Source organism: Leifsonia sp. EB41 (genome assembly GCF_041262565.1).
Lineage (GTDB): Bacteria > Actinomycetota > Actinomycetes > Actinomycetales > Microbacteriaceae > Leifsonia.
Window position 1 is genome coordinate 57,798 of the sequence record NZ_JBGCCJ010000001.1, and the last position, 25,643, is coordinate 83,440.

Genomic DNA, 25,643 nt, shown 5'->3' on the forward strand with positions numbered 1-25,643 from the left:
CGTCTTAGCCGGTCAGGCGGCCGCTCAACCCTGGTTGCGAGCCGTCCTGCGTCGTGTCGTCAGCGCGAGACCCGTGCCGACGAGCGCGAGGAGCGCGGCCAGCGGCGCGAGCCAGGTCAGCACATCGAGGCCGGTCTGGGCCAGCGACGGATTCCCCGCGGGCGGGTTCGCAGCCGGCGGATTCGCCACGGGCACGCGGACGGCGTCGACCACCGCGGTCGACGCCGCCGACTGGACGCCAACACCGGTGGGATCGGTCGCGTCGGCCACGGCCGTGTTGGTGATGCTGCCTGCGGCGTAGTCGGCGTCCGTCGACTGGTAGTCCGCCGTGCAGGTCAGCGACGCTCCCGCGGCCAGCATGGTGTCCGCCGGGCAGGTCACCGTCAGCGGGCCTCCGCTGCCGGAGAAACTCTGCTCGGTGATCCCGACGGCGGTCAGGGTCACGTTCCCGCTGTTCGTCACTACGAACGAGTAGGTGATCGGCTGTCCCGCGCCGGTGATGCTGGTCGGGTCCGCCTTCTTGTCGAGGGTCAGGCTCGGAGACTGCTGGGCGGTCACGTCCGCCGTCGCCGCCGGGCTGCTCACCGCACCTGCCACCGCGTCCTGGCCGCCCGCCACGGCCGTGTTCGACAGGATGCCCGCATCGATGTCGGCCGCGGTCGCGGCGTAGGACGCGGTGCACTGCTCGCTCGCCCCGGGCGCCAGCGTGGTGGTCGGACAGGTCGGAACCGGCGCGGTCCCCGTTCCGGTGAAGGCCGTCTCGGTGACGCCGATCCCGGTCAGGGACGTGTTGCCGGTGTTGGTCACCGTGTAGGTGTATGTGACGGTGTCGCCGGCGTGCGCGATCGTCGCCGGGCTCGCCGTCTTCGTCAACGACAGCGACGCCGCGCGCGGCGTGTTCGTGAAGGTGCAGACCACCGAGGGCGACTCACCCGCGTACGTAGCCAGCGCGAAGGAGACCGTTGTCCCGCTGCCCGTGATCGGGAACTGCGGGTTCCCCGGGTTCACCGAGTCCACGCAGCTGTACGTCGAGACGTACTGGGCCAGGTTCGTCGTGCCCGCCGCGGTCTCGGTGGCGGTGTACGTGTCGCCGAAGCGGGCGAGGGCGGGGCCGGCCTGGAGGACGCGGCCGTCCGTCGTCTGCTGCAGTCCGGTCGCGGTGCCCACCGTCACGGCCGTGGCGGGGAGGCTGACCGTGGGTCCGGTGACGCTCAGCGCGAACTGGTCCGTCGCGTTCACACGGGACACGACGTTCTTCTGGGCGCTGACGGCCGGCGGGAACGCGCAGCTCGCCAGGTCCACCAGGCCGGTTCCTGACGGACCGGTCTGGGAGGTGGGCAGCGGTGTCAGGTTGCCGTCGGAGGAGCCGGTGCCCGGGTCGATCGAGAAGATGCCGTTGGTGCTGCCCTGGCTGAGGTAGAGCGTCCCGTTGCCGTCGAAGGCGATGCCGTTGACGGCGGCGCCGCCGGGGACGGTGAACGTGCTGAGGGTCGTCGGTGTCAGGGTCGCGGCCTGCGCGGCGGTCTGCGGGAGCGGACCGCTGATCGCTTCGAGCGAGCCGTCGGTGGCCGACGAGAAGACGAGGTAGAGGTTGCCGCCGCCGTCGAAGGCGATATCACCGTTGTTCTGCCCGACGACTGCGGGGAAGGTGACCAGCGGCGACGGGCTGACCATCTGATCCGTCGTGGTGTTGAAACCCCAGAGCTGACCGGTGACGCCGTCGGAGCCGACGTCGCCGAAGTAGTAGATCCCCGTGATCGGGTCGACCGCGCCGACCGTGACACCGCTGCCGGGGGCCGCCTTGCCCTGGTACGCGATCCAGTTGCCGCTGGCAGCGTCGTAGCCCTGGATCACTGTGCCGTTGTCGGAGGCCATGAACGCGCCGGTGCCGCCGGCGGTGAGGCCGAGCCCGTTCGGGTTCGTCCCGTTGAACGTGCTCGAGGACGCGACCGTGGCGTTGAGCTGAGCGCCGCCGACGGACGTGCCGTCGATGCCGAGCAGGTCCGCGACGTCCGGAGCCCCGAGGGTGCCGGGCACGAGGCCGTAGATGGACGTCCCGGAGCAGTCGAGGGCGCCCGCGGCCGTTGCGGGGCCCGCCGGTCCGGCTGTCGCGGCGAGCGACACCAGGACTCCGACGACCGTCGCGAGGATCAGTCCGGGGCGAACCGCGCGTTTCACGGTGTTCGCGGATGTGGGCATTGCCACCCTTTCGTTTCGTTGCATGGCGCACCTCGCGAGAGACGAGTCGCGTGAGGGGTTTATAGCAACGAGAGGAGGGCGGTATTCAGGAGTACTCGGACTCCGACTGCGCGGGATTCCGAAGGATTCACCCGCGCGTTAGCACGATGGCGCGCTGACGGTGTGACGGACTCAGGCCCAGCCGAGTTCGTGCAGGCGATCGTCGTCGATCCCGTAGTAATGCGCGATCTCGTGCACGAGCGTCACGTGGACCTCGTCGCGGAGCTCGTCCTCGTCGGCGCAGATCGACAGCAGCGGCTCGCGGTAGAGGATGATGCGGTCGGGCATCTCGCCGAAGCCGTAGGCGTCGCGCTCAGTGAGGGCGACGCCGTCGTAGAGGCCGAGCAGGTCGAGGGAGCCGTCCTCCGGTCGGTCCTCGACGACGAACACGACGTTGTCGAGCCCGTCGATCATCTCGTCCGGCAGTCGGTCGAGCTCGTCGGTGACGAGCTCTTCGAACGCGTCGGCCTCCAGATGCAGCGGCATCGTCACCAGGCCTCGGCGACGGCGGCGTGCAGGTCGAGGAGGCCGATCGTCCGCTCGGAGGGGCCACGGCCGAAGCCGCACTCGGTCGCCACCCCGAAGCGGGTCCGCGCGGTCGCGGCCGCCGCGGCACGCCGGCGCGCGCCCTCCACGCCATCCTCGTGGTGCAGGAGGCCGAGGTACAGCTCGGTCGACTCCGGCAGCGCAAGAGCGGCGAGGGGTGCGAAGTACTCCGGGTCGTCGCGCTCGATCGGCACCGGGAGGTGGAAGAACGTGATCGGTCGCGGCGCGCCGGCCAGAATGCCGCCGATGACCGCCGCCAGGTTTCCGGCGTCCGCGGGCTGCACGAAGTGCTGCTCCTCGACGTCGCCGTAGCAGAGGTGGTAGCCGACCTCCACGTCACCGGGCACCGCGGCGGCCTGGCGCGCCGAGCGCTCCACGACGCCGGAGAGGACGCCGGGCGTTCCCGGCTCGGCGAACCACGGCTCGATGCGCCCCTCCAGGAGCGCGAACTCGACCGCGGTGTCCCACTGGATCGCGAGGTCCTCGTGCGGGATGCCGTCGAGGATGCGCGTCAGCTCGCCGAGGAGCGCGTGCTCGTACGCCGGCTCGAGAGCGGCCCGGTCTCCCGGTACGACGAAGGCGCCGATCACCGCGGCAGGCGTCGGCAGCGACACCTGGAACCGGGTGCCCTGCGCGATCGTGCCGGCGTCTCGGAGCCGCGCGAACTCCGCGTAGGAGGCCAGCGCGGCCTCCGCGTAACCGAGGTCGGGGAAGACCAGGTCGCCCGGCGCGACGCTCGGGTCGAGCTGGAAGGGCCGACCGTCGAAGATCCCGCGCAGGTAGTACGGCTCGACCGGGATGCGGGACAGCCCGGCCATCGTGTCGAACCGCTTGGTCTGGAACTGGATCCAGTAGAACCGCTCGCCCACCTCGCCGTCCGGGATGCGGCGGAGCCGGTCGCCGAGATGCTCGCTCACCGCGCCGAACACGGCGCCGGCGTCGGGCAGGTTGACGCTGCCGACGAGGTGCGCTCCGCGGATCTCGGGAACGACGGAGGGGACGGGGGCCGGGCCGGTGCTCACCTGGGCGAGTCTACCGGCGCGGCCGCCGTCCCCTGCGTCGTGGGCGTGTTGGGGTCGTGGAGGTGTCGAACCGGCTCAGTACCAGTTCATGGCCTCCGAGTGGCTCCACGCGGAGCACGGAGTGCCGTACGAGCCCTTGATGTAGGAGAGGCCCCACTTGATCTGGGTGGTCGCGTTGGTCGCCCAGTCGCTGCCGAACGTGGCCATCTTGCTGCCGGGCAGCGCCTGCGGGATGCCGGTCGCTCCGCTGCTGCCGTTGGAGGCCTGGTAGTTCCAGCCGGACTCCTTGGTCCAGAGGTTGTCCAGGCACTGGAACTGGTCGGAGCCCCAGCCGTAGCTGCTGGACATGATGGACTGAGCGGCCGTTCGCGCGCCGCTCGGCGTGTTGGCGTTCGCCTGGATGGCGGCCGCGGCGGCAGCCGCTGCGGCAGCCTGGGCTGCGGCCTTCTGGTCGGCGGCGACACCGGCGGCGGCGAGGGCCGTGGTGGCGGCGTCGGTGGTGTCGATCTGCGCGCGGAGCTTGGAGTCGTCGAGCTTCTTGTAGTTGTCGAGGCCGGCGATCGCGGTCTTCGCGGCGCTGGTGTCCGCCTTGGCGGCGTTCGCCTGCACGGTCGACTGGGCCTTGGTCAGGCTCTGCTGGGCGATGCCCTCCAGGCGGTCGCGCCAGAGCTTGTCGTAGACGCCGAGCTGGTCGTGGTGGATGCCGGTGGACTGGGACAGTTCGCGGGTGGCGCGTTCGCTCTCCTGCTGCTGCGCGATCATCGGGGCGACGATGCTGGCCGACATGATGATCGCGGCGGCGCCGGTGAGGACGCGGCCGAAGGACAGGTTGGATGAGCGGACGGCGTGGCTGAGAGTGCTGAGCATAAACTTCCTGGGTCGGGCTTCCCCGCCGAGCCGCGCGACCTCCCGCTGGGGGAGGCGCACGGCTGAGAGCGCTCCCGGGGGAGAGCGCTCGGACGGGCTGGCAACCGCGCCGGGACGCACGGAAGCGCCACTGGACCGGGTGGTCCCGAGGCGCAGCGTACGGCGCGGGTGTGCCGCACCAGATTTTCGGGGTGGCGTCCGGGGGTTCGGGGGTTGGACGCACGGCGCAGCACAGACGGCATTCACTGCTGTCGATCGACCACGCTAGACGCCCACTCTGGACGACTCGGGCATGAACGCTGGCAAAGTCGTGTGCACGCGCTCTCTCGGCGCCGTTCCGCGGGCCTGCCGGCGCCGGAACCTGGCAGCGCGCTGTGTGCCGCTCGGCGGGTCAGCCGCCGAAGGCCGCGTGGTCCCGCTCGTCGGCCTTCTCGGCCTCCGTCTCGGCCGCCGCCATGCGCGCGTCGGTGACCCAGATCATCCCGGTCAGCATCGCGAGCGCGACGACGCCCATGCTGAGGAACACCGCGGGGATGCCGAAGAACTGGGCGATCACGCCCGCTGCGGCGGCGCCGAGCGGCATCGTGCCCCACGCCAGCAGGCGGTACGCGGAGTTCAGCCGGCCGAGCAGCCGCTGCGGTGTCACGCGCTGCCGGAGCGACACCGTGATCACGTTCCAGATCGAGACGGTGACGCCGCCGACGAGGAATCCGGCCCCGATGATGTACGGGTTCGTGGTGAACGCGGGCGTGGCGACTGTGAGCAGCGAGCCGAGGACAGTGAGGGTGAGCGCCCGCGAGCGGCCGAGCAGCCGTTCTGCCGGCTCGGCGAGGAAGGTGCCGACGACGCTGCCGAGCGCCGACGCGGTGAGCAGCAGGCCGTAGCCCGGATCGGTGAGCTTCATCGCGGAGGAGGGCCCGACCGCGTAGAGCACGAACACCGTGAAGACGGCGCTGCTGGCGAAGTTGAAGCCGCCCACCATGACCGCGAGTGTGCGCAGCAGGGTGCTCCCGCGCAGGAACCTCAGCCCCTCGGCGATGTCGGCGCGGATGGTGGTGGTGCGCGGATGGTCGGTCGTGAACCGTCCGCGGAGCAGCAGCAGCATCCCGATCGCGGCGACCCAGAGCAGCACCGGTGTCCCGAAGGCGAGCCCGATCCCGGCCGCGACCAGGAAGCCGCCGAGCGGCGGCCCGACGAACTGGTTCGTGGTGAGCTCGGCCGCGTACAGCCGCCCGTTCGCCCGGGAGAGCGCGGTTTTGCTCACGAGCTGGGGGAGGATCGACTGCGACGACGTGTCGTAGACGGTCTCGGCCACGCCGATGCAGATCGCCGCGGCGTAGAGCAGCCAGATCGACCCGGCGCCCGCGACGGCCGCGATCGTGAGGAGCGCGAGGAACGCCGCCCGCGCGATGTTGGCCACGAGCATCAGCCTGCGGCGGTCGTACCGGTCGGCGAGCGCGCCCGCGACGAGGGCGAACACCAGCCACGGCAGGGTGAACGCGAAGGTGAGGCCGGCGATGAGCGCGGGGGAGTCGGTGTAGCGGATGGCGACCAGCGGCAGCGCGACCTTCATCACGCCGTCGGCGAGATTGGAGAGTGCCGATGAGGTCCAGAGCGTCCAGTAGCGGGAGCCGAGGGCTGCGGATGCAGCGCGTTCCGAAGTCACGGGCCCAGCCTGACACGCTGATTGAGAAAACTCAATCGATATCAAGAAACTCAATCAAGCGGGTATCCTCGGGATATGTCCGACCAGACGCCCGGGGACGCGCAGACGCCAGAGGAGGCCGCGCGCAGCGTGCCCGGACCGTCCGCCGACCCGGACGCCAAACGCCGCCCTGCCTCCGTCGAGGAGATCAAGGCGCTGTCGCATCCGTTGCGGGTGCGCATCCTGCGCCTGTGCGGCGACCGCGAACTGACCAACAAGCAGCTCGCCGACCGGCTGGGGGAGGACGCCGGAACGGTTTACTACCACGTCCGCCAGCTCGTGGCCGCCGGCTTCCTGGAGCCCGCGCCGGTGCGTTCGGGGGAGAGCGGCGCACTCGAGAAGCCGTACCGTTCGACCGGCAGGAGCTGGTGGCTCTCGATGGCGCTGGACCAGCAGGACACCGGCCGGACCGTGGCGCCGGTGGAGGCCTTCCAGCAGGAGCTCGCGGAGGCCGGCCCGGCCTCCATCGCCACGTTCGCGCGCTTCTCGCTGCACCTGTCGCCGGAGGATGTGGCCGAGCTGGACCGCCGCATCGTGGCCGTCATCGACGCGTACGTCGAGACCGACCACGAGCGCAGCCACCTCCCCGCTCACGGCGGGATCTTCGTGGTGCACCGGAGTGCCGAGTGAAATGCGAAGAGCACGTCACCGGGTGACGTGCTCTTCGTATTGGGGTGAGTAACGGGGCTTGAACCCGCGACCTCCTGGACCACAACCAGGCGCTCTACCAGCTGAGCTATACCCACCATGTTCCGCGAGCGTTCCGGGTCATCTGCGATGGCCCTTCCGCGCGAGGCAACTCATCGATTCTAGTACATCTTGGCGGCCCATTTTTCCACCACACCCGCGGCAGCCTCCTGGGTCTGCTCGGTGGTGGGCCCCGGCTCACCCACGAAGGCCGCAGCGCGGTAGTAGTCGAGCTCGCGGATCGACTCGAGGATGTCGGCCAGCGCGCGGTGGCCGCCGTTCTTCTCGGGGGCGTTGAAGTAGATGCGCGGGTACCAGCGCCGGGCCAGCTCCTTGATGGAGGAGACGTCGACGTTGCGGTAGTGCAGGTGGGTGTCGAGGCGCGGCATGTACTTGGCGAGGAACATCCGGTCGGTGCCGATGGTGTTGCCGGCGAGTGGCGCCGTGCGGGCCGTCGGCGCGTACTTGAGGACGTACTCCAGCACCTCGTACTCGGCTTCCGCGAGGCTCTTGCCGTTCGGGATCTCCTCGATGAGGCCGGAGGTGGTGTGCATGGTGCGCACGAAGTCGTTCATGTTGGCGAGCGCGGAGGCGTCCGGCTTGATCACGATGCTGAGCCCAGGGTCGAGCACGTTCAGCTCGAAGTCGGTGATGACGACGGCGATCTCGACGAGCTCGTCGACCTCCAGGTCGAGTCCGGTCATTTCGCAGTCGATCCAGACCAGTCGATCACTTGAGGCAGCCATGCCCGCAAGTCTAGTGCGGCCCTCCGACCATCCGCGGCTGGCCCGCGACCAGGCCCTGGCCGCGCACCGGCAGCGGCTCGGGGAGCTTGGGGCTGAGCCCGTCGCCGGACGAGATCCCGCGCAGCCGGCGGGCCGCCCACGGGATCGCGTGCACGCGCAGCCAGGTCCGCAGCGGGAGGTCCTCCGGTGGGGTCGGCGGCTCCTCCACTACTCCGGCGGGCGCGTCGCCGCTCTCGACGGAGGTCGTCTCCGCGTAGGGGATGCCCAGCGCGTGCGCGGCGTGCGTCGCGAGCAGCCGGTGCCCGCGCGAGCTGAGGTGGACCCGGTCGGCGCCCCACATCGCCGGGTCGCGGAACTCGCGCACGCCCCACACGTCGAGCACGACGGCATGGTGGTCGCGCGCGATGCTCCAGATGTTCGCGTTGAACACGGCGGCCCGTCCGCGGAACGGCTTGAGGAAGAACGCGAACTGCGGGTCGAAGAGGTTCGCCAGCAGCACGGTCGTCCCCTGCGCCCGCAGCATCCGCACCCCGTCGGCGAGGCGATCGGCGAGCGCGTCCGGGTCGGCGGTGGGGCTCATCAGGTCGTTGGCGCCGACCAGCACCGACACCAGGTCGGGCCGCAGCGCGAGCGCTCCCGGCACCTGTTCGCCGACCACGTCGGCGATCCGCCTGCCGCGGACGGCGAGGTTGGCGAACTCCACGGTCCCGCCGGAGAGCCGCGCGTCGCCGTCGAGGATGCCGGCGAGGCGGTCCGCCCAGCCGAGCCAGGCTCCCGGTCGCGCGGGCGCGGGATCGCAGAGCCCCTCGGTGATCGAGTCGCCGAGGGCCACGTAACGCGTGTAGGTGGTCCTGCTCACGCCCCGATTGTCGGTCGCCGGGGTGACCCACGGGTGACGCGCCGGGCGCTGTCGCGAGATGGTCGCCGGGAATTCGCCCGACGTACACTGGTCGTCGTGGAAGCGACACCCGCCGTTGACCGTCCCGTCACCCGGGAGGTCGGCCTCACTCTGTACACGTCGGCGTTCTGCGAGCCGTGCATGCAGACCCGCGCGGTGCTCGCCGAGGCGGTGCGCCTGGTGCCGGGCCTGCACGTGACCGAGCGCGACGTCGCCCGCGACCCCGCCCGGGCGGAGTCGGACGGCATCCGCTCGACGCCCACCGTGATCGTGCTCGGTGTCGACGGTGCGGAGGTCTTCCGCGCCGAGGGCGTCCCCACCCTCAACCAGGTCCTCGTCGCCGCCGCCCACGCGCTCTGACGCGCCCACGAGACGGCTGATTCTCCGCCGCCTCGCGCGTTTCGGGCCCACTTTGCGCCGCTTCGGCGGGCGTGGGTGCCCCCGGCAGGAATCGAACCTGCGACCAAGAGATGAGAAGCACCGCGAGATGTGCTCCTGCGCATGGGTGCCCCCGGCAGGAATCGAACCTGCGACCAAGAGATTAGAAGGCTCCTGCTCTATCCGCTGAGCTACGAGGGCGCGGCCTCCACGATACCGCAGGCGGCTTGGGCGTCCCGTGACCCCAAGCCTTAGAGCGTCGCCCCCGCCTTCCCCGCCCGGTTCACGATCGCGATCACCGGACGCCGCCCGCGCAGCCCGAACCGCAGCCGGAGGCTCGCGTGGCGCGCGATCATCCACGCGACCACGACGGCAGCCGCCGCCGGCACCAGCCCCGAGATGGCCATCGCGATGTGCGGCCCGACGGCCTCCACCACCCAGCCCATCAGCGGGCCGCCGATCGCCTGGCCGCCGAGCAGCACCAGGATGTACAGCGAGATCACGCGGCCGCGGATCTGGACGTTCGACGACATCTGGACCAGCGAGTTCGCCGCCGTGATGAAGAGCAGGTTGCCGATGCCGATCCCGACGAGGAGCACGCTGAACGCGATCTGGTCCGGCGCCAGTCCCGCCAGGGCCTGGACGACGCCGAGGGCCGCGGCCGTGCCGACCACCATCGAGAGGCGCACCGAGGTGCGGCGGGTGGAGGCCAGCGCCCCGGCGAGCGCGCCGGCGGCGACGAGCGCGTTGAACATCCCGTAGCCGCGGGCCCCGACGTCGTACACGTTGTTGGCGTAGGCGGCCAGGAACACCGGCATGTTGAAGGCGAAGACCGCCAGCACCGCGACCATCACCACGGTCCAGAAGATGACCGGCTTGCGTCGCACGTATCGCATCCCCTCGGCGAGCTGGCCCTTGCCGCGCGGCGCAGCGGGGGAGTGGTGCAGCTCCTTCGTGCGGAGGCTGAACAGCGCGCCGACCACGGCCAGGCAGGCGGTCGAGTTGATCACGAACGACCAGCCTCCGCCCACCGCGGTAATCAGGATTCCGCCGAGAGCCGGGCCGATGAGGCCGCCGAGCTGGAAGATCGAGGAGTTGAGGCTGATCGCATTGCGCAAGTACTTCGGGCCGACCAGCTCGTTGACGAAGACCTGTCGCGCCGGGTTGTCGACGACGGTGACGAGGCCGAGCACGAATGAGATCGCGTAGACGTGCCAGACCTGCACGGCGTGGGTGAGCGTCAGGGTGGCGAGCAGCGCGGCAAGGACGGCCGCCGCCGACTGCGTGCAGATGAGGAGGCGCTGCTTCGAGTACCGGTCGGCGATGACCCCGCCCCACAGCCCGAACAGCAGCATCGGTGTGAACTGCATGAACACCGTGACACCGACCGCGGCCACGCTGCCGGAGAGCTGGAGCACCAGCCAGTCCATCGCGATGCGCTGCATCCAGACGGCGGTGTTGGCGACGAGGTTGCCTGCGGCGAAGCGGCGGTAGTTGGTCACGCGCAGCGAGATGAAGGTCTCGCGCCACGGCGGGCGTGCGCTGAGGGTGGGCATGGGGCCGGTGGGAGGGGCTGCTGCTGCTGTGGAGTTCGCCACGAGTCGTTCCTGCGTTCCTGGTTCCGTATGGTCTGTTCGAGTTCTCCTTCCACGCTACGGAATCGGCGGTATTCTTTCAGCGAATTGAACCTATAACTCCCATTGGGTTTCCGAATAGTAGCCCTGACACCGACACCGCTGAACGGAGCACCGATGTTCGACCCCGTCCTCCTGCGCACCTTCCTCGCGGTCGTCGACACGCGCTCGTTCACACGCGCGGCCCAGCGGCTCGGCATCAGCCAGCCGACGGTCAGCCAGCACGTGCGGAGGCTGGAGCAGGCCGCAAAGCGCCAGCTCGTCTCTCGCGACACCCGGGAGGTGCGCCTGACCGACAACGGCGACGCGATGGCCGGGTTCGCCCGCACGATCCTGGCCGCCCACGCGGAGGCGGACAGCTACTTCAGCGGGTCGGCGATGCGGGGGAGGCTGCGGTTCGGCGCGGCGGACGACCTCGCGATCACGACGCTGCCGCGCATCCTCCGGCACTTCCGGCAGCAGAACCCGCAGGTCAACCTGGAGCTCACCGTCGATCAGTCCGCCCCGTTGCACCGGCGGCTGAAGGCCGGCCACCTCGACCTCATCTTCATCAAGCAGAACCCCGGTACGACCGACGGGACCGTGGTCGCGACGGACGAGCTGGTCTGGATCGGGCAGGAGAAGACGGCGCTGGAACCCGACCAGCCGGTCCCGCTGATCGCATACCAGGGGCCGAGCCTCAGCCGTCAGATCACGATCGAGGCGCTGGAGGCCGCCGGCCGCACCTGGCGCATCACCTGCAACACGCGCGAGGTCAACGGCGTCCTCGCCGCCGTGCGCGCGGGCCTCGGGGTCGCGGTGTTCCCGCGGTCGCTGATCCCCTCCGACCTGATCAAGGTCACCAACAGGTTCGGCCTCCCGGAGCTCGGCCACGTGGACTTCACGCTGCTCTCCAACCCGTCCGCCGCGCGCGAGCCAGTGGAGGCACTCACCACCGCCATCCTCGCCCGGGCGGTCACGCGCGTGCCGTGATCCGTCTCAGCCCTCGACCGGGATGCGATCCGGGTCGGGAGGCCGCACCCCGCCGTCCGCCGACCGCTGCCGCAGCAGCAGCGCCACGACCGGGAAGATCAGCACCGACAGCATCCCGGCGCCGACCAGTGCGGTCGCGGTCCCGGAGGTCAGGTCGTGGTCCTTCAGCCCGATGTTCGTCACGGCGACGATGATCGGCAGCCCGGTCGCGCTGAACAGCGTGAGCGAGGCCCGATCGGCGAACGTCGAGCCGCGCGGGGCGGCGAGGGAACCGGGGAGCCCGCGCACGACGAGCAGCAGCACCAGGAAGATCGGCAGCAGAAGCAGCGCGTGCGGATCGCCGAGGAGCCCGCGCAGGTCGAACGTGATCCCGGTCTCGATGAAGAACACCGGGACCAGCACGCCGAACGCCACCGCCTCCAGCTTGGTCTCGACGAGCTTCGCGTCCTCCTCGGCCGCGCCGGAGAGCAGGACGCGCACGACGACACCGGCGGCGAACGCGCCGAGCAGCATGTCCAGGCCGAGCGCGAGGCTGAGCCCGACCAGCGCGGCGATGGCCAGCACCACGACGCGCACGGCGAACTGGCCGCTGGTGTGCAGAGTGGCGCGCACGAGCGCGTGGAACCGCGCGTGGCCTCCGCGCGCCGCGAACCAGACCGCTCCGGCCGCGATCACCGCGAACGCGATCAGCACCAGTGCCGCGGCGAGCGGCCTCCGCCCGGAGAGGAACAGCGAGATGGCCAGCAGCGGCCCGAACTCGCCCACGGCGCCGACGGCTGTGACCGCGAGGCCGAACGGAGTGCGCAGCTCGCCGGCGTCGCGCAGCATCGGCATGAGCGTCCCGAGCGCGGTCGAGCACAGCGCGATCCCGACGTAGACGCCGGCGATCGCGTTCGGCGCGAGCAGCACGCCGAGCAGGACGCCCACGGCCAGCGAGATTATCCAGCCGAGGGAGGCGCGGCGCAGCGGCCGGCCACGGATCGCGTGGAAGTCGATCTCGTTGCCCGCCATGAAGAACAGGAAGGCCAGGCCGAACTGCCCGACCGCGTGCAGCGCGTCCGTCGCCGGCACCCAGCCCAGCACGCTCGGGCCGACCAGAATGCCGAGCAGGATCTCGAACACGACGAGCGGGATCTTCGCCACCCTCCCCACCACCGAGGCGACGAGGGCGGCGACGACGGCCAGCAGCGGCACGAGGACGATCGTTCCGACGAGCGGGTTCATGCGGCCGATGCTAGAGCGGGGCACAGGCGCGCGGGGAGTTCACACGGACGAAATCCGCGCCCAGTATCGTGGCAGCATGCGTGAACTCCAGGCCAGGATCATCGACGAGCTGAACGTGACGCCGAGCGTCGACGCCGCGGAGGAGGTCGCCAAGCGTGTCGACTTCCTCACGCGCTACCTGAGGGCGACCGGAGCCTCCGGTTTCGTGCTCGGGATCAGCGGAGGGCAGGACTCCTCCCTCGCAGGCCGGCTCTGCCAGCTCGCGGTCGAGCGACTCGCGTCCGAGGGCGTCGAGGCCGAGTTCATCGCGGTGCGCCTGCCGTACGGCGTGCAGCACGACGAGGACGACGCGCAGCTCGCGCTGAGCTTCATCCGGCCGCAGCGGACCATCGAGTTCAACATCAAACGGGGCGTGGACGGGGTTGACGCCGAGTTCGGCGACGCCGTCGGCGAGGCGATGACCGACTTCAACAAGGGCAACGTGAAGGCGCGCGTGCGGATGGTGGCGCAGTACGCGATCGCCGGCCAGCGACGCCTGCTGGTGGTCGGCACCGACCACGCGGCGGAGGCGGTGACCGGCTTCTTCACCAAGTACGGCGACGGCGGCGCCGACGTGCTCCCGCTCAGCGGTCTCACCAAGCGCCAGGGCCGCGCGCTGCTGGAGCACCTGGACGCGCCGGCGCGCCTCTACGAGAAGGCGCCGACCGCCGACCTCCTCGACCACGAACCGGGTCAGACCGACGAGGCCAACCTCGGCATCCAGTACAGCGACATCGACGACTTCCTGGAGGGCCAGGACGTCGCGGACGAGATCGCGTCGGCGATCGAGACGCGCTACCTGGCGACAGAGCACAAGCGCCGGGTGCCCGCGAGCATGTTCGACGATTGGTGGACGACGCGCGGCGACTACAGCCGCTGAGCGACGCCGCCCGAGCACGAGGAAGGGGCGCCGACCGGGTGGTCGGCGCCCCTTTCTGTGTCGTGGGGGAGGCTCTGCTGAGCGGAGGTCAGCCGACGGGCTGGCCGAAGCGCGGGTTCGGAGTGGTGTCGTTCTCGTCGCCGGCTGCCGCGAAGGCGGACACCGGAAGCGGGGTCTCGTCGTTGGCGCCGCCTGTGGTGGGGTAGTTGGCGGACGTGAACGAGGAGTCGGTGTGCGCGGCGGGAGCGCTCGCCTGGGGAGCTGCAGCCGCGGGAGCGGCGTAGGTCGCGGCCGGGACCGTCTCCTCCGTCGCTGCGGAAGGCGCTGTGTACTGCTCGTGGTGCTGCTGAGCGACCCAGGCGTCCTGCTGGACCATCAGGGAGTTGTTCGGGTCCGCGCTCTCGAAGCGCCAGCGCTCGAGGTCGCCCTGGAAGATGCGGCGCGCGCGGCCCGGCTTGTTCTGCCACTCGATCAGCCGGTCGCGGAACTCCGCCACCGCCGGGTCGAGCTGGTAGCCGAACGTCGCCGACGCGCGCTTCATCTCGGCGAGCTGGTGGCCCGCCCAGTTCGCGGCGATGCCGGATCCCTTGATCGGCAGGAGCCGCACGAGGATGTCGGCCTGTCCCACCGCGCGGTCGGAGAGCACCTGCTCGGCCGGGGTCAGCGAGTTCCACACGGACGCCTCGGTCGCCGCATCGACGAGCGCGGCGATCGCGCTGGCCTTCTGCTGACGGTCGGTGCGCGAGAGGAGTCCACGGAGGGCGCCGCGCGCGATCCACGCGGCGAGCAGACCGGAGACGATGACGGCGATCGCGAGGACCACGGCGTTGAAGACCGCGGGCTGCGCGTCCGACGAGTTGAGCCAATCGACGAAGTCATTCCACCACTGCATGCCGCGATGGTAACGGGGCGGACCGTTCGGTCCGTGCAACGGCGGCGCTGTGTCGCGCATCCCGTCGCGAAGCCCGCGGAGCGGCGTGGGCGTAGCAGAATGGAGGCCGGACCGATCGAAGGGATGGACCGATGCAGACTTTCGTCCTCGCAGGCGGGTGCTTCTGGTGCCTCGACGCCGTCTACCGTGTGCTCCGCGGGGTGCAGGACGTGGTGTCCGGCTACACCGGGGGCACCACCGTCGACCCGAGTTACGACGACGTGTGCACCGGCACGACCGGGCATGCCGAGGCCGTCGCCGTGACCTTCGACCAGGAGGTCATCCCGGCCGAGGTGATCCTCGACGTCTTCTTCACGCTGCACGACCCGCGGCAGCTCAACCGGCAGGGCGCGGACGTCGGCACGCAGTACCGCTCGGCGATGTTCTTCGACGGCGAGGAGCAGCGGGCGCTGTTCGAGGCGGCGCGCGATCGGGCGTCCGAGTACTGGGAGGGCGGCATCGTGACAACGATCGAGCCGCTCGGGCCGTTCTACCGTGCGGAGGACTACCACCAGGACTTCTTCGCCAAGAACCCCGGTCAGGGCTACTGCCTGGCGGTCGCGCTGCCCAAGGTGAACAAGATCCGGGCGTCGTACGCGCCGTACGTGGTCGCGGCCTGACGTTCGCGGCTCGTCCTCCACAGGCTGACCGCTTTCGCGCGTTCTCCACGGATTTCCGTTCTCGCCTCCGTGCGGCGTGCGGGTCGGCCATCGTTGACGTACGGCCTCACGGGAGGCCGCAGAAACGGGGGACGACATGGCAGAGACGGTGACGGTTCGGGGCACGGTGGCGACGAGCCCGCGGCACGTCGAACCCGAGACGGGCGCGCCGATCACGAGCTTCCGGCTCGTGACGAACGACCGTAGGCGCGGACGGCGCTCGGGGGCGAGGGTCCCCGAGGCACAGTCCAACTGGTTCACGGTCACGGCGTTCGACGAGCTCGCCGTCAGCGCGGCGGCCTGCATCGCGCGCGGCGATCCGCTCGTGGTGGCCGGCAGGTTGTGCGTGCGCGATTGGGAGGGTGAACAGCTCGGCGTGACGGTGGAGATCGAGGCGGAGGCGATCGGGCACGACCTGAGCTGGGCCGCAGCGAGTTCACGCGCTCCACGGCCGGTCTCGCCCTGCCGGCAGCGCGTGAGGGAGGGTCTCTCGCCGCCTCTTCGGGCCGGGAGGTGGCTGCAGGTCAGAGAGAGTGCATAGGTGCAGGGCCCTAGGCTGTGCAGCATGAGAGCGCCCGCCCGACCCGCCGCCGTCCTGCTCGCGGGCGCGGCCGTCGCGGCGGCGCTGCTGCTGAGCGGGTGCACCGGGGCGCATCCGTCGGCGACGACGGATCCGGCGCCGCATACAACGGCCTCCGACTCGGCCACGCCGACGCCGACGCCCACGCCGACCGCGAGCGCGGCGCCGGCGCTCGTCCCCGGAGGCACCGCGGAGCAGAACCTGCCCTACTTCGACAAGGTCAACCAGGCGACGATCGCGGCCAAGCCCGCCGCGCAGGGGCGCGACTTCATCGACGCGCTCGTCGCGGCCGGGTTCACCAAGTCGGACATGCAGGTCACACCGGACATGACCACGATCGGGCTCAAGGCGGCCTCCATCCAGTTCTCCGTGCAATTCGGAGCCGGTTGCGTGATCGGCCAGTACGGGCCGGACTCCGGCGGCTACACCAGCCTCACCAGCCCCACGCTCGCGACCGGAGGCTGCCTGATCGGCCAGACCCGGCCGATCGACTGGTAGTTCCCGGTATCCTCGTACAGGGCTTCGACCCCGCGAGTCCAAGACAGGGAGTTCAGGAACAAGAGTGGCCGAATACATTTACTCGATGGTCAGGGCCCGCAAGGCCGTCGGCGACAAGGTGATCCTCGACGACGTGACGATGGCGTTCCTGCCGGGAGCGAAGATCGGCGTCGTCGGCCCGAACGGTGCAGGTAAGTCGACCATCCTGAAGATCATGGCCGGCCTGGACACCCCGTCCAACGGCGACGCCAAGCTGTCTCCCGGATACACGGTCGGCATCCTCATGCAGGAGCCGCTGCTCGACGAGACCAAGACCGTCCTGGAGAACGTGCAGGAGGGCGTCGGCGAGATCAAGGGCAAGGTCGACCGCTTCAACGAGATCTCCGGGCTGCTGGCCGACCCCGACGCCGACTTCGACACGCTGCTCGCCGAGATGGGCACGCTGCAGGAGCAGATCGACGCCGCCGACGCGTGGGACCTCGACTCCCAGCTCGAGCAGGCGATGGACGCGCTGCGCTGCCCGCCGAGCGACTGGCCGGTCAACACCCTCTCCGGTGGTGAGAAGCGCCGCGTCGCGCTGTGCAAGCTGCTGCTGCAGAAGCCCGACCTCCTGCTGCTGGACGAGCCGACCAACCACCTCGACGCCGAGAGCGTGCTCTGGCTCGAGCAGCACCTGGCCAAGTACCACGGCGCCGTGCTCGCCGTCACCCACGACCGGTACTTCCTCGACCACGTGGCCGAGTGGATCGCCGAGGTCGACCGCGGCCACCTCTACCCGTATGAGGGCAACTACTCCACCTACCTGGAGAAGAAGCGCGAGCGACTCGCGATCCAGGGCAAGAAGGACGCCAAGCTGGCCAAGCGCCTGTCCGACGAGCTCGACTGGGTGCGCAGCAACGCCAAGGGCCGCCAGGCCAAGTCCAAGGCGCGTCTGGCGCGCTACGAGGAGATGGCGGCCGAGGCGGAGCGCACCAGGAAGCTCGACTTCGAGGAGATCCAGATCCCGCCGGGGCCGCGCCTCGGCCAGATCGTGATCGACGCGAAGAACCTGCAGAAGGGCTTCGGCGACCGCGTCCTCATCGATGGCCTCACCTTCACGCTGCCGCGCAACGGCATCGTCGGCGTCATCGGCCCGAACGGCGTCGGCAAGACCACGCTGTTCAAGACCATCGTCGGGCTGGAGCCCCTCGACAACGGCGACCTGAAGGTCGGCGAGACCGTGCAGATCTCCTACGTCGACCAGACCCGCGGCGGCATCGACCCGAACAAGAACGTCTGGGAGGTCGTGTCCGACGGGCTCGACTACATCCAGGTCGGCAAGACCGAGGTCCCGTCCCGCGCGTACGTCTCGACCTTCGGGTTCAAGGGACCCGACCAGCAGAAGAAGTCGGGCGTGCTCTCCGGCGGTGAGCGCAACCGCCTGAACCTGGCGCTGACGCTCAAGCAGGGCGGCAACCTCCTGCTGCTCGACGAGCCGACCAACGACCTCGACGTCGAGACGCTCTCCAGCCTGGAGAACGCGCTGCTCGAGTTCCCCGGCTGCGCTGTGGTCATCACCCACGACCGGTGGTTCCTCGACCGCATCGCGACGCACATCCTCGCCTACGAGGGCACGGAGGAGAACCCGTCCGACTGGTACTGGTTCGAGGGCAACTTCGAGGCGTACGAGGAGAACAAGGTCGAGCGCCTCGGCCCGGACGCCGCGAAGCCGCACCGCTCCGCGTACCGCAAGCTCACGCGCGACTGACCCCGACATGCGACTGCACGTCCCGATCAAGCTCCGCTGGAGCGACCTCGACGCGTACGCCCACGTGAACAATGCCGCGATGCTGCGTCTCCTGGAGGAGGCGCGCATCGAGGCGTTCTGGTCGACGGACGAGCACGCCGTGGGCGGCTCCACGGCCGTGCTCGACGGCACGCCGGGCGCCGACACGCTCACGCTGATCGCGCGCCAGGAGATCGAGTACGTCGCTCCCATCCCGTACCTGCGGCAGCCGCTCGACGTGCAGCTCTGGCTCGGGAGGCTCGGCGGCGCGAGCCTGGAGGTCAACTACGAGGTGTGGTCCCCGGAGGGCGTCGAGCCGCGCACGATGTTCTCGCGCGCCGCGACCACGATCGTGCTGGTCGACGCCGCGAGCCAGCGCCCGCGCCGGATCAACGACCGCGAACGCACCGCCTGGACCCCCTACCTCGACACCCCCGTCGAGTTCACCAAGCGCTGACCCGCTCCACCACCGCCCGCACCACCACCACCGAGGGGCACGTCGTTGTCACTTCCGGAGCCCGGAAGTGACAACGACGTGCCCCTCGATCGGTGTTGAGCCGCTCTAGGTCGGGGTGACGGTGACCTTGTCGCCGGAGACGGCGGTCTTCAGCTTCGTCAGCGGCGTGCTCGCCGGTCCGTTGATGACGTCGCCCGTCGCCGCGTCGAAGCGGGAGCCGTGGCACGGGCAGTCGAACTCCTTGCCCTGCGGCGCGACCGTGCAGCCCTGGTGCGTGCACACCGCGCTGAAGGCGACGACCGAGCCGGCCGAAGGCTGCGAGACGACGATCGGCGTGGATCCGAGCTGCGCGGAGACAGCGCCGCCGACCGGGATCGATGAGAGAGCGACGGTGGCCGAGCCGCCGTTCCCCGATCCGTCGCCCGACGACGCGCCAGAGCCCTCCGGCGTGCATGCCGCCAGCAGAAGCACCCCCGCGCCTGCTGCGGACACGCCGCCGATCTGAACGAGGGTGCGGCGCGTCAGCGGCGCGGATTCGGTCATCGTTTATCCTCCCGGTCGGCAGTGCTTTCTCTAAGGTTAGGCACAGGAGGGTATCGGCTTTCGGTTCACACATGGAGTTCTGAACTTTTCCATCACTGTCTCCGTGGTTAGTGCAGGAGGTGACCATGCCGGATGAGGACGCACGCCTGCTGCGCGAGCTGCACGACCAGCACGCGCAGGCGGTCTGGCGTTACGTCGTCCACCTCACCGGCGATCGGGCGATGGCCGACGACGTTGTGCAGGAGACCCTGCTGCGCGCCTGGCGCAAGCCGACCGTGCTCGATCAGAGCCAGCAGTCCGCGCGCGCCTGGCTGTTCACCGTCGCCCGCAACATCGTCATCGACGACAAGCGGAGCGCGCACTCGCAGCACGAGTTCGGCACCGACACCCTCCCGGAGCGGCCGTCGTCGCCGGACGACGGCGCCGACGCGGTCCTCGACGCCTGGCTCGTCTCGGACGCGCTGGCCGAGCTCTCCGACGAGCACCGCGCGGTGATCGTCCACGCGTACTACGGCGGCAGGTCCATCGCCGAGATCTCCCGGGAGCTGGAGATCCCGGAGGGCACGGTCAAGTCGCGGCTGCACTACGGCCTCCGGGCCATGCGGCTCGCACTTCAGGAGAGAGGGGTGACGGAGCGATGAACCACGACGAGTTCGCCACCTGGGACGCCGCGTACGTCCTCGGCGCCCTCGCTCCAGCTGAGCGCAAGGAGTTCGAGGAGCACCTGCGCGAGTGCGGGCGCTGCTCGGCGGCGGTCGCCGAGCTGGCCGGCATGCCCGGGCTGCTCGGCCGGGTGCCCCGGGAGCAGGCGTTCGCCCTGCTCGACGAGGAGGCGCCGCAGGACGCCGGGCTCGGCGCGGAGGTCCTCCCGACGCTGCTGGACGCCGCCCGGCGGCGCAGGCGGCGGTCGCGCTGGCTGGTGGGCGGTCTCGCCGCTGCGGCGGCGGCCGTGCTCGTGGGGGCCATCGCGATCGCCGTCCCTGCGCTGGAGCCCGGCTCGCCCGCCGGCACGAGCGTCGCGATGGAGCAGGTGGAGCCGAGCGCGCTGTCCGCCGACCTCCACCTCACCTCGGAGCCGTGGGGCACGCGGATCGACTCGCGCTGCGCCTACGCGAAGGTCGGCGGCGACGACGGCGGCCGCACCTGGACGTACGCGATGGTCGTCACCGACAAGTCCGGCCACCAGACGCAGATCTCGACCTGGACGGCGGCGGAGGGAACCGTGGTCGAGCCCGCCGCGACGACCAGCGTCCCGCTGTCCGACATCTCGGCCATCGACATCCGGTCGGCGGCCAACGGGACGGTGCTGCTGCGCAGCACGTTCGGCTAGCGGCCGACGACGAGCACGAGGGTCAGTCGCGCAGCTTCGCCGCGTCCGGGACCCGGATGGTCGCCTCCTGCGCCACACTCGCCACGAGGCGCCCGTCGCGGCTGAAGATCCGGCCGAGCGCGAGCCCGCGGCCCCCGCTCGCGCTGGGGGACTCCTGCGTGTACAGCAGCCACTCGTCCACCAGGGCCGGGCGGTGCCACCACATCGCGTGGTCCAGGCTCGCCGCCTTCAGGCCGGGGGTCGCCCAGGCGACGCCGTGCCGGCGCATGACCGACTCCATGATCGTGTAGTCGCTGGCGTACGCGAGCGCCGCACGGTGCAGTGCCGGGTCGTCGGGGAGGTCGCCGATCGAGCGGAACCAGACCGCCTGGTGGGCGACGTGCGCGCCCTCCACCGACAGGTAGATGGGCGAGGGCACGTGCCGCATGTCGAAGGGACGCTGGCTCGCCCAGTACTGCGCGACCGGGTGCTCGACCTCCTCCAGCGTCGCCGCCGAGTTCGGCAGCGACTCCGGGTCGGGCAGGTCCTGCGGCATCGCGACCTGGTGCTCGAGGCCCTCGTCCTCGTCCTGGAAGGACGCGATCATCGACAGGATCGGCAGCCCGTTCTGGTACGCCTGGGTGCGGCGGGTGGAGAACGACCGCCCGTCGTGGATGCGGTCGACCGAGAAGGTGATCGGGTAGTTCACATCTCCTGGCCGCAGGAAGTAGCCGTGCATCGAGTGGATGCTGCGGTCGTCCGACACCGTCCGGGTCGCCGCGACGATGGACTGCGCGAGCACCTGGCCGCCGAACACGCGGCCCAGCGGCATCCACTGGGACGGCCCTGTGAAGATGTCCTCGCTGGTGCGGGCACCGGTGTCGGTGAGGTCGAGTGCGGTGAGCAGCGATTCCAGGGGCTCTGTCACAGTGTCTCCGTCCGGGGTCTCTAGTAGCTTAGAGGTCAGATGAGCCAGTCGTTTTCCCTCCAGGACACCCTCGCCGCCGCCGACCTGCAGACATACCTGTCGCGCGCCGCCCGCGTCGAGGAAGGGTCGGTGCGCCTGATCGCAGGATCGGGCGTGCTCGCCGTGTACACCGCCATCCTCTATCCGAGGGGGCTGCTCGACCAGACGCCCACCGTGCTCGGGCTGCGCACCTTCCTGACCGGGCACGACGTCGAGTTCGACGTCGTCGTGCCGATCCGCTCGCTGCTCGACCGGCTCGCGCGCGTGCGCGAGGCCGCGGAGAGCGCGGCGGCCGCCTCCGAGACCGGAGCGGTCGAGGAGGAGGGCCGCGACGGCGACGAGTCCGGAGCGGTCGACGGCGCCGTCGAGAGCGCGCCACTGGAGGTCCGGCTGCCGATGGAGGCGCCGTCCGTCACCTGGGCGGGCATCTCCCCGCCGCGCGGCGGCTGGCGTCCGGTCGGCGAGACGAGCTACGAGCTCCTGCAGGCGACCGCGGCCTCCGGCATCGCGGAGGTCGCGGAGGCCGTGCCGACGGGGACGGGCGAGCAGCTCGTCCAGCGCGTGCGGGCCGAGGTGTGGGGCCGTCCCATCGACCAGTTGGAGTACGTCCCGGCGGGTGCGGCGTTCGCGGCGGAGAGCCTCGGGTTCCTGGCCGCGGGCGAGCCGGTCTCGATCCTGGAGACCGGACCCTGGACGCGTCTGACAACGCGACGCGGGCACACGCTCATTCGCCGCCAGTCATGGAGCCTGCGCGGCTAGACCGCCCGCGCCACCGCGCGCCCGGCCTGCCGCCCCGAGAACAGGCAGCCGCCGAGGAACGTCCCCTCCAGCGCCCGGTACCCGTGCACGCCTCCGCCGCCGAAGCCGCTCGCCTCGCCCGCCGCGTACAGCCCGGGCACCACCGCGCCGTCGGCGTCGAGCACGCGGCCGTCGAGGTCCGTCTCGATGCCGCCGAGGCTCTTGCGGGTGAGGATGTGCAGCTTCACCGCGATCATCGGCCCGGCCTTCGGATCGGTGAGCTTGTGCGGCGACGCGACCCGGATGAGCCTGTCGCCGCGGTAGGCCCGTGCGCCGCGGACCGCCGCGAGCTGGAGGTCCTTGCCGAACGGGTTGTCGAGCTGCCGATCGCGCTCCCGCACGTGCCGGGTGACCAGCTCGGTGTCGAGCGGGACCTCCGACAGCCGCTGCATCCCGGCGAGCAGCTCGTCCAGAGTGTCCGCCACGACGAAGTCGGCGCCCTTCTCTTTGAACGCCTCCACCGGCCCCGGCGCTCCCGGGCCGACGCGCTTGGCGAGCAGCCCGTAGTCCTTGCCCGTCAGGTCCGGGTTCTGCTCGCTGCCGGAGAGGGCGAACTCCTTCTCGATGATCTTCTGGGTGAGGATGAACCAGGAGTAGTCCGAGCCCGTCGTGCGGAGGTGCTCCAGCGTCCCGAGCGTGTCGAACCCCGGGAACAGCGGCGCGGGCAGCCGCTCGCCGCGCGCGTCCAGCCAGAGCGACGACGGCCCGGGCAGGATGCGGATGCCGTGCCGCTGCCAGATCGGATCCCAGTTCTGGATGCCCTCGGTGTAGTGCCACATCCGGTCGCCGTTGATCAGGTGCGCGCCCGCCGCCTCTGCGATGCCGAGCATCCGGCCGTCGACGTGCGCGGGCACCCCGGAGAGCATGAAGTCCGGGGGAGTGCCGAGCCGCTCCGGCCAGGCCGCGCGGACCAGGTCGTGGTTGCCGCCGATCCCGCCGCTGGCGACGAAGACCGCGGGCGCGCGCAGCTCGAAGTCCGCGATCCGCTCCCGGTTGCTGGCTGCACCGCGTGCGGCGGAGTCGGGCTTGAGGATCTCGCCGCGGACGCCGGCCACCCTGCCGTCCTCGACGATCAGCTCGTCCACGCGATGGCGGTGGAGTAGCCGCGCCTTCCCCATCGCCGCGGCGGCCTGCACCTGCCGGACGAACGGCGCGATGACGCCGGGACCCGTGCCCCAGGTGATGTGGAAGCGCGGCACGGAGTTGCCGTGGCCTCCCGCGGTGCCGTCGCCGCGCTCGGCCCAGCCGACGACCGGGAAGAACCGGACGCCCTTCTCGTGCAGCCAGGCGCGCTTCTCGCCCGCGGCGAACTGGAGGTACGCCTCGGCCCAGCGCTTCGGCCAGTGGTCCTCCTCGCGGTCGAAGCCGGCGCTGCCGAACCAGTCCTGCCGGGCGAGGGCGAGCGAGTCGGAGACGCCCATCCCGCGCTGCTCGGGGGAGTCGATGAGGAAGAGCCCGCCGAACGACCAGAACGCCTGCCCGCCGAGGGAGGCCGCCGGCTCCTGGTCGAGGATCGTGACGGTCTTCCCGGCGTCGAGCAGCTCGCACGCGGCGACCAGCCCGGCGAGTCCGGCTCCCACGACGAGGCAGTCGGGTTCTGGCGTCATGGCGTGTCTCCTTCGGCACGGCGTGAGGGGGAGGAGCGGGCTACTCCTCGAATGTGTTGACCATAGCGAACGCGGCGCGCTCCAGGTAACTCCACAGCGTCTCGTCCAGCAGCGGCGGAAGCGCGAGCTCGTCCACCGCCACGCGCATGTGCGCCAGCCAGCGGTCGCGCGCGTCCGGGTTGACCCGGAACGGGTTGTGCCGCATCCGCAGCCGCGGGTGGCCGCGCTGCTCGCTGTAGGTGGTCGGTCCGCCCCAGTACTGCTCCAGGAAGAGGGTGAGCCGCTCCTTGGCTGGTCCGAGGTCCTCCTCCGGGTACATCGGCCGGAGCACCGGGTCGCCGGCGACGCCGCGGTAGAAGGCGTCCACGAGGCGCACGAACGTGGCGTGGCCGCCGAGCTGCTCGAAGAAGGACGGGCCGACGGGAGGCCCGACCGGGATGGTGCTCATGTCAGTCTGCTTCTTTCGCGGGAGGCGCGCCGTGCGCGGGAGGCTGGTCGGCCGCCGGGGGCTTCGGAGTGCGCGGCTTGGGGGCCGGCTTGGCCGTGCCGGCCGGCTTCGCCGGCGTCGCGTCGTGCTTCGTCTCGATCGCCGGGCGGATGCGGATGGCTCCTGGATCCGGCGCGCGGGTCGCGGTGCGCTTCGCCGCAGCCCGCGCCTTGCGTCCGGTGAGCGGCCGGTCAGGCACGACCGGCGTCGGCCGGGTGCGCGGCGGCTTGGCGCCACCCACGCTGCCCGCGCCGTCGAAGCCGGACAGCACCACAGCGGAGAGCGAGGGCAGCGTGACGCCGAGCTCGTCGGTGGCCTGCTTGAGTCGGAGGCGGAGCTCGCGCGAGACGTCGTCCTTGGCCGTCGTGCGGGTCTTCAGCACGATCCGGATCACGATCGCCTCGGCGGAGATCGACTCCAGCCCCCACAGCTCGGGCTTGTCGAGGATGCGCGAGCGCCACTTGGGGCTCGTCGCGAGCGCGGTCGCGGCCTCCATCATCTTCGCCTGCACCGTCTCGATGTCGGCGTCGTAGGGCACAGCGAGGTCCACGATCACGCGCGACCAGCCCTGCGACATGTTGCCGACACGCAGGATCTCGCCGTTGCGGACGAACCAGAGCACGCCGTTGACGTCGCGCACCTGGGTGATCCGGATGCCCACACCTTCCACGACGCCGGTCGCGGGGCCCAGGTCCACCACGTCGCCGACGCCGAGCTGGTCCTCCATGACCATGAACAGGCCGTTGAGGACGTCCTTGACGATGTTCTGGGCGCCGAAACCGAGGCCGGCGCCGATCGCGGCGGTGAGGAGGGCGAGCGAGCTGGCCGCGCCGGGCGCGACGACCCCGAAGATCAGCACGATGGCGATGATCCCGATGGTCACGTTGACGATGTTGCTCAGCACGGAGCCCAGCGTCCGGGTGCGCTGCACCACCCGCACCGCGGCGAGCGGCGAGGCCACGAGGGCCTGCGTGTCGGTGACGCTCTGCCCCTTCTTGACACCGCTGACGATCTGCTTCACCACACGGCGGATGATCACGCGCAGCAGCCAGCTCACCAGGACGGCGCCGGCGATGATGCAGACGACGTTGAGCAGAGTCCATCCGGTGTTGACGGCCCAGTCGCCGAGGGAGGTCCAGAAGTTCGCTTTCAGAATGCTCATCGCAGGGAATCCTATCGAGAGCTCCCTTGGCGTCGACTGGGCCG

At 70.7% G+C, this 25,643-nt stretch carries 27 protein-coding genes and 2 tRNA genes; 12 read left to right on the plus strand and 17 right to left on the minus strand.

The features are described 5' to 3' along the window. Positions 1 to 24 precede the first annotated feature (24 nt). From ABH923_RS00265 to ABH923_RS00285, 5 genes are all read right to left on the minus strand, one after another. Positions 25 to 2,199, minus strand: coding sequence for a hypothetical protein (locus ABH923_RS00265; RefSeq protein ID WP_370052973.1), 2,175 nt, complete (start codon positions 2,197 to 2,199; stop codon positions 25 to 27). A gap of 171 nt (positions 2,200 to 2,370) precedes the next feature. Continuing rightward, positions 2,371 to 2,724 (minus strand): metallopeptidase family protein, encoded by a 354-nt coding sequence (locus ABH923_RS00270; RefSeq protein ID WP_370057247.1) that lies wholly within the window; start codon positions 2,722 to 2,724, stop codon positions 2,371 to 2,373. A 2-nt stretch (positions 2,725 to 2,726) separates the two neighbouring features. Beyond that, positions 2,727 to 3,806: a hypothetical protein gene (locus ABH923_RS00275; RefSeq protein WP_370052975.1), complete on the minus strand. Its 1,080-nt coding sequence runs from the start codon at positions 3,804 to 3,806 to the stop codon at positions 2,727 to 2,729. Positions 3,807 to 3,881: 75 nt separating this feature from the next. After that, positions 3,882 to 4,673 (minus strand): hypothetical protein, encoded by a 792-nt coding sequence (locus tag ABH923_RS00280; protein WP_370052977.1) that lies wholly within the window; start codon positions 4,671 to 4,673, stop codon positions 3,882 to 3,884. Between the two features lie 391 nt (positions 4,674 to 5,064). Continuing rightward, positions 5,065 to 6,339: an MFS transporter gene (locus ABH923_RS00285; RefSeq protein ID WP_370052978.1), complete on the minus strand. Its 1,275-nt coding sequence runs from the start codon at positions 6,337 to 6,339 to the stop codon at positions 5,065 to 5,067. A 75-nt stretch (positions 6,340 to 6,414) separates the two neighbouring features. Between ABH923_RS00285 and ABH923_RS00290 the strand changes: the two genes are divergently transcribed. Then, the gene (locus ABH923_RS00290; RefSeq protein ID WP_370052980.1) at positions 6,415 to 7,008 is read left to right on the plus strand and encodes an ArsR/SmtB family transcription factor; all 594 of its coding nucleotides are present in this window, start codon (positions 6,415 to 6,417) and stop codon (positions 7,006 to 7,008) included. Positions 7,009 to 7,048: 40 nt separating this feature from the next. On the opposite strand, the gene ABH923_RS00295 is transcribed toward ABH923_RS00290, so the two are convergent. The 3 genes from ABH923_RS00295 to ABH923_RS00305 all read right to left on the minus strand — a co-directional run bounded on the left by ABH923_RS00295 (position 7,049) and on the right by ABH923_RS00305 (position 8,670). Next, positions 7,049 to 7,124 (minus strand) — tRNA-His (locus ABH923_RS00295). Between the two features lie 63 nt (positions 7,125 to 7,187). Then, positions 7,188 to 7,811: an oligoribonuclease gene (orn, locus tag ABH923_RS00300; RefSeq protein ID WP_370052981.1), complete on the minus strand. Its 624-nt coding sequence runs from the start codon at positions 7,809 to 7,811 to the stop codon at positions 7,188 to 7,190. A gap of 10 nt (positions 7,812 to 7,821) precedes the next feature. Then, positions 7,822 to 8,670, minus strand: a complete 849-nt coding sequence (locus ABH923_RS00305) for an SGNH/GDSL hydrolase family protein (protein ID WP_370052982.1) — start codon at positions 8,668 to 8,670, stop codon at positions 7,822 to 7,824. A gap of 96 nt (positions 8,671 to 8,766) precedes the next feature. Here ABH923_RS00305 and ABH923_RS00310 point away from each other — a divergent pair, with 96 nt between their 5' ends. Beyond that, positions 8,767 to 9,069 carry a glutaredoxin family protein gene (locus ABH923_RS00310; RefSeq protein ID WP_370052984.1) on the plus strand — a complete coding sequence of 101 codons (303 nt, stop codon included), beginning with the start codon at positions 8,767 to 8,769 and terminating at the stop codon, positions 9,067 to 9,069. 146 nt (positions 9,070 to 9,215) lie between these two features. Here ABH923_RS00310 and ABH923_RS00315 read toward each other — a convergent pair. Together ABH923_RS00315 and ABH923_RS00320 are read right to left on the minus strand one after the other, a co-directional pair. Then, positions 9,216 to 9,288: transfer RNA gene (locus ABH923_RS00315), tRNA-Arg, on the minus strand. A 50-nt stretch (positions 9,289 to 9,338) separates the two neighbouring features. Continuing rightward, the gene (locus ABH923_RS00320; RefSeq protein WP_370057248.1) at positions 9,339 to 10,643 is read right to left on the minus strand and encodes an MFS transporter; all 1,305 of its coding nucleotides are present in this window, start codon (positions 10,641 to 10,643) and stop codon (positions 9,339 to 9,341) included. 195 nt (positions 10,644 to 10,838) lie between these two features. Here ABH923_RS00320 and ABH923_RS00325 point away from each other — a divergent pair, with 195 nt between their 5' ends. After that, the gene (locus ABH923_RS00325) at positions 10,839 to 11,693 is read left to right on the plus strand and encodes a LysR substrate-binding domain-containing protein (RefSeq protein ID WP_370052985.1); all 855 of its coding nucleotides are present in this window, start codon (positions 10,839 to 10,841) and stop codon (positions 11,691 to 11,693) included. 6 nt (positions 11,694 to 11,699) lie between these two features. Here the strand turns inward: ABH923_RS00325 and ABH923_RS00330 are convergent, their stop codons facing one another. Then, positions 11,700 to 12,917 carry a cation:proton antiporter gene (locus ABH923_RS00330; protein WP_370052987.1) on the minus strand — a complete coding sequence of 406 codons (1,218 nt, stop codon included), beginning with the start codon at positions 12,915 to 12,917 and terminating at the stop codon, positions 11,700 to 11,702. A gap of 76 nt (positions 12,918 to 12,993) precedes the next feature. Between ABH923_RS00330 and nadE the strand changes: the two genes are divergently transcribed. Next, a complete protein-coding gene (gene nadE / locus ABH923_RS00335) occupies positions 12,994 to 13,836 on the plus strand; it encodes an ammonia-dependent NAD(+) synthetase (protein ID WP_370052989.1) in 843 nt (280 codons plus the stop codon). Between the two features lie 88 nt (positions 13,837 to 13,924). Here the strand turns inward: nadE and ABH923_RS00340 are convergent, their stop codons facing one another. Further along, the gene (locus ABH923_RS00340; protein WP_370052990.1) at positions 13,925 to 14,728 is read right to left on the minus strand and encodes a hypothetical protein; all 804 of its coding nucleotides are present in this window, start codon (positions 14,726 to 14,728) and stop codon (positions 13,925 to 13,927) included. Positions 14,729 to 14,859: 131 nt separating this feature from the next. On the opposite strand from ABH923_RS00340, the gene msrA reads away from it, so the two are divergent. The 5 genes from msrA to ABH923_RS00365 all read left to right on the plus strand — a co-directional run bounded on the left by msrA (position 14,860) and on the right by ABH923_RS00365 (position 18,726). Next, positions 14,860 to 15,387: a peptide-methionine (S)-S-oxide reductase MsrA gene (gene msrA, locus ABH923_RS00345; protein WP_370052992.1), complete on the plus strand. Its 528-nt coding sequence runs from the start codon at positions 14,860 to 14,862 to the stop codon at positions 15,385 to 15,387. Between the two features lie 136 nt (positions 15,388 to 15,523). Continuing rightward, on the plus strand, positions 15,524 to 15,967 hold the full coding sequence (locus tag ABH923_RS00350; protein ID WP_370052994.1) for a single-stranded DNA-binding protein: 444 nt from the start codon (positions 15,524 to 15,526) through the stop codon (positions 15,965 to 15,967). Between the two features lie 24 nt (positions 15,968 to 15,991). Next, positions 15,992 to 16,504: a hypothetical protein gene (locus ABH923_RS00355; protein ID WP_370052996.1), complete on the plus strand. Its 513-nt coding sequence runs from the start codon at positions 15,992 to 15,994 to the stop codon at positions 16,502 to 16,504. Positions 16,505 to 16,568: 64 nt separating this feature from the next. Then, positions 16,569 to 18,251 (plus strand): energy-dependent translational throttle protein EttA, encoded by a 1,683-nt coding sequence (ettA, locus tag ABH923_RS00360; protein ID WP_370052998.1) that lies wholly within the window; start codon positions 16,569 to 16,571, stop codon positions 18,249 to 18,251. Between the two features lie 7 nt (positions 18,252 to 18,258). Continuing rightward, positions 18,259 to 18,726: an acyl-CoA thioesterase gene (locus tag ABH923_RS00365; protein WP_370053000.1), complete on the plus strand. Its 468-nt coding sequence runs from the start codon at positions 18,259 to 18,261 to the stop codon at positions 18,724 to 18,726. Between the two features lie 105 nt (positions 18,727 to 18,831). Here the strand turns inward: ABH923_RS00365 and ABH923_RS00370 are convergent, their stop codons facing one another. Next, on the minus strand, positions 18,832 to 19,269 hold the full coding sequence (locus ABH923_RS00370) for a ubiquinol-cytochrome c reductase iron-sulfur subunit (protein ID WP_370053001.1): 438 nt from the start codon (positions 19,267 to 19,269) through the stop codon (positions 18,832 to 18,834). Positions 19,270 to 19,394: 125 nt separating this feature from the next. On the opposite strand from ABH923_RS00370, the gene ABH923_RS00375 reads away from it, so the two are divergent. Further along, positions 19,395 to 19,910, plus strand: coding sequence for a sigma-70 family RNA polymerase sigma factor (locus ABH923_RS00375; RefSeq protein WP_370053003.1), 516 nt, complete (start codon positions 19,395 to 19,397; stop codon positions 19,908 to 19,910). Next, positions 19,907 to 20,599 carry an anti-sigma factor gene (locus tag ABH923_RS00380; protein WP_370053005.1) on the plus strand — a complete coding sequence of 231 codons (693 nt, stop codon included), beginning with the start codon at positions 19,907 to 19,909 and terminating at the stop codon, positions 20,597 to 20,599. Before ABH923_RS00375 ends, ABH923_RS00380 begins: the two co-directional genes overlap by 4 nt. 22 nt (positions 20,600 to 20,621) lie before the next feature. Here the strand turns inward: ABH923_RS00380 and ABH923_RS00385 are convergent, their stop codons facing one another. After that, the gene (locus ABH923_RS00385) at positions 20,622 to 21,506 is read right to left on the minus strand and encodes an acyl-CoA thioesterase (protein ID WP_370053007.1); all 885 of its coding nucleotides are present in this window, start codon (positions 21,504 to 21,506) and stop codon (positions 20,622 to 20,624) included. A 39-nt stretch (positions 21,507 to 21,545) separates the two neighbouring features. Here ABH923_RS00385 and ABH923_RS00390 point away from each other — a divergent pair, with 39 nt between their 5' ends. Then, positions 21,546 to 22,304 (plus strand): hypothetical protein, encoded by a 759-nt coding sequence (locus ABH923_RS00390; protein ID WP_370053009.1) that lies wholly within the window; start codon positions 21,546 to 21,548, stop codon positions 22,302 to 22,304. Here the strand turns inward: ABH923_RS00390 and ABH923_RS00395 are convergent. The 3 genes from ABH923_RS00395 to ABH923_RS00405 are packed head-to-tail and all read right to left on the minus strand — an operon-like array spanning position 22,301 to position 25,599. Beyond that, on the minus strand, positions 22,301 to 23,950 hold the full coding sequence (locus ABH923_RS00395; RefSeq protein WP_370053010.1) for an FAD-binding dehydrogenase: 1,650 nt from the start codon (positions 23,948 to 23,950) through the stop codon (positions 22,301 to 22,303). The genes ABH923_RS00390 and ABH923_RS00395 overlap by 4 nt on opposite strands. Before the next feature lie 40 nt (positions 23,951 to 23,990). After that, entirely contained in the window at positions 23,991 to 24,398 is a 408-nt protein-coding gene (locus ABH923_RS00400; RefSeq protein ID WP_370053012.1) for a globin, read from the minus strand. A gap of 1 nt (position 24,399) precedes the next feature. Next, entirely contained in the window at positions 24,400 to 25,599 is a 1,200-nt protein-coding gene (locus ABH923_RS00405; RefSeq protein ID WP_370053013.1) for a mechanosensitive ion channel domain-containing protein, read from the minus strand. Positions 25,600 to 25,643 lie beyond the last annotated feature (44 nt).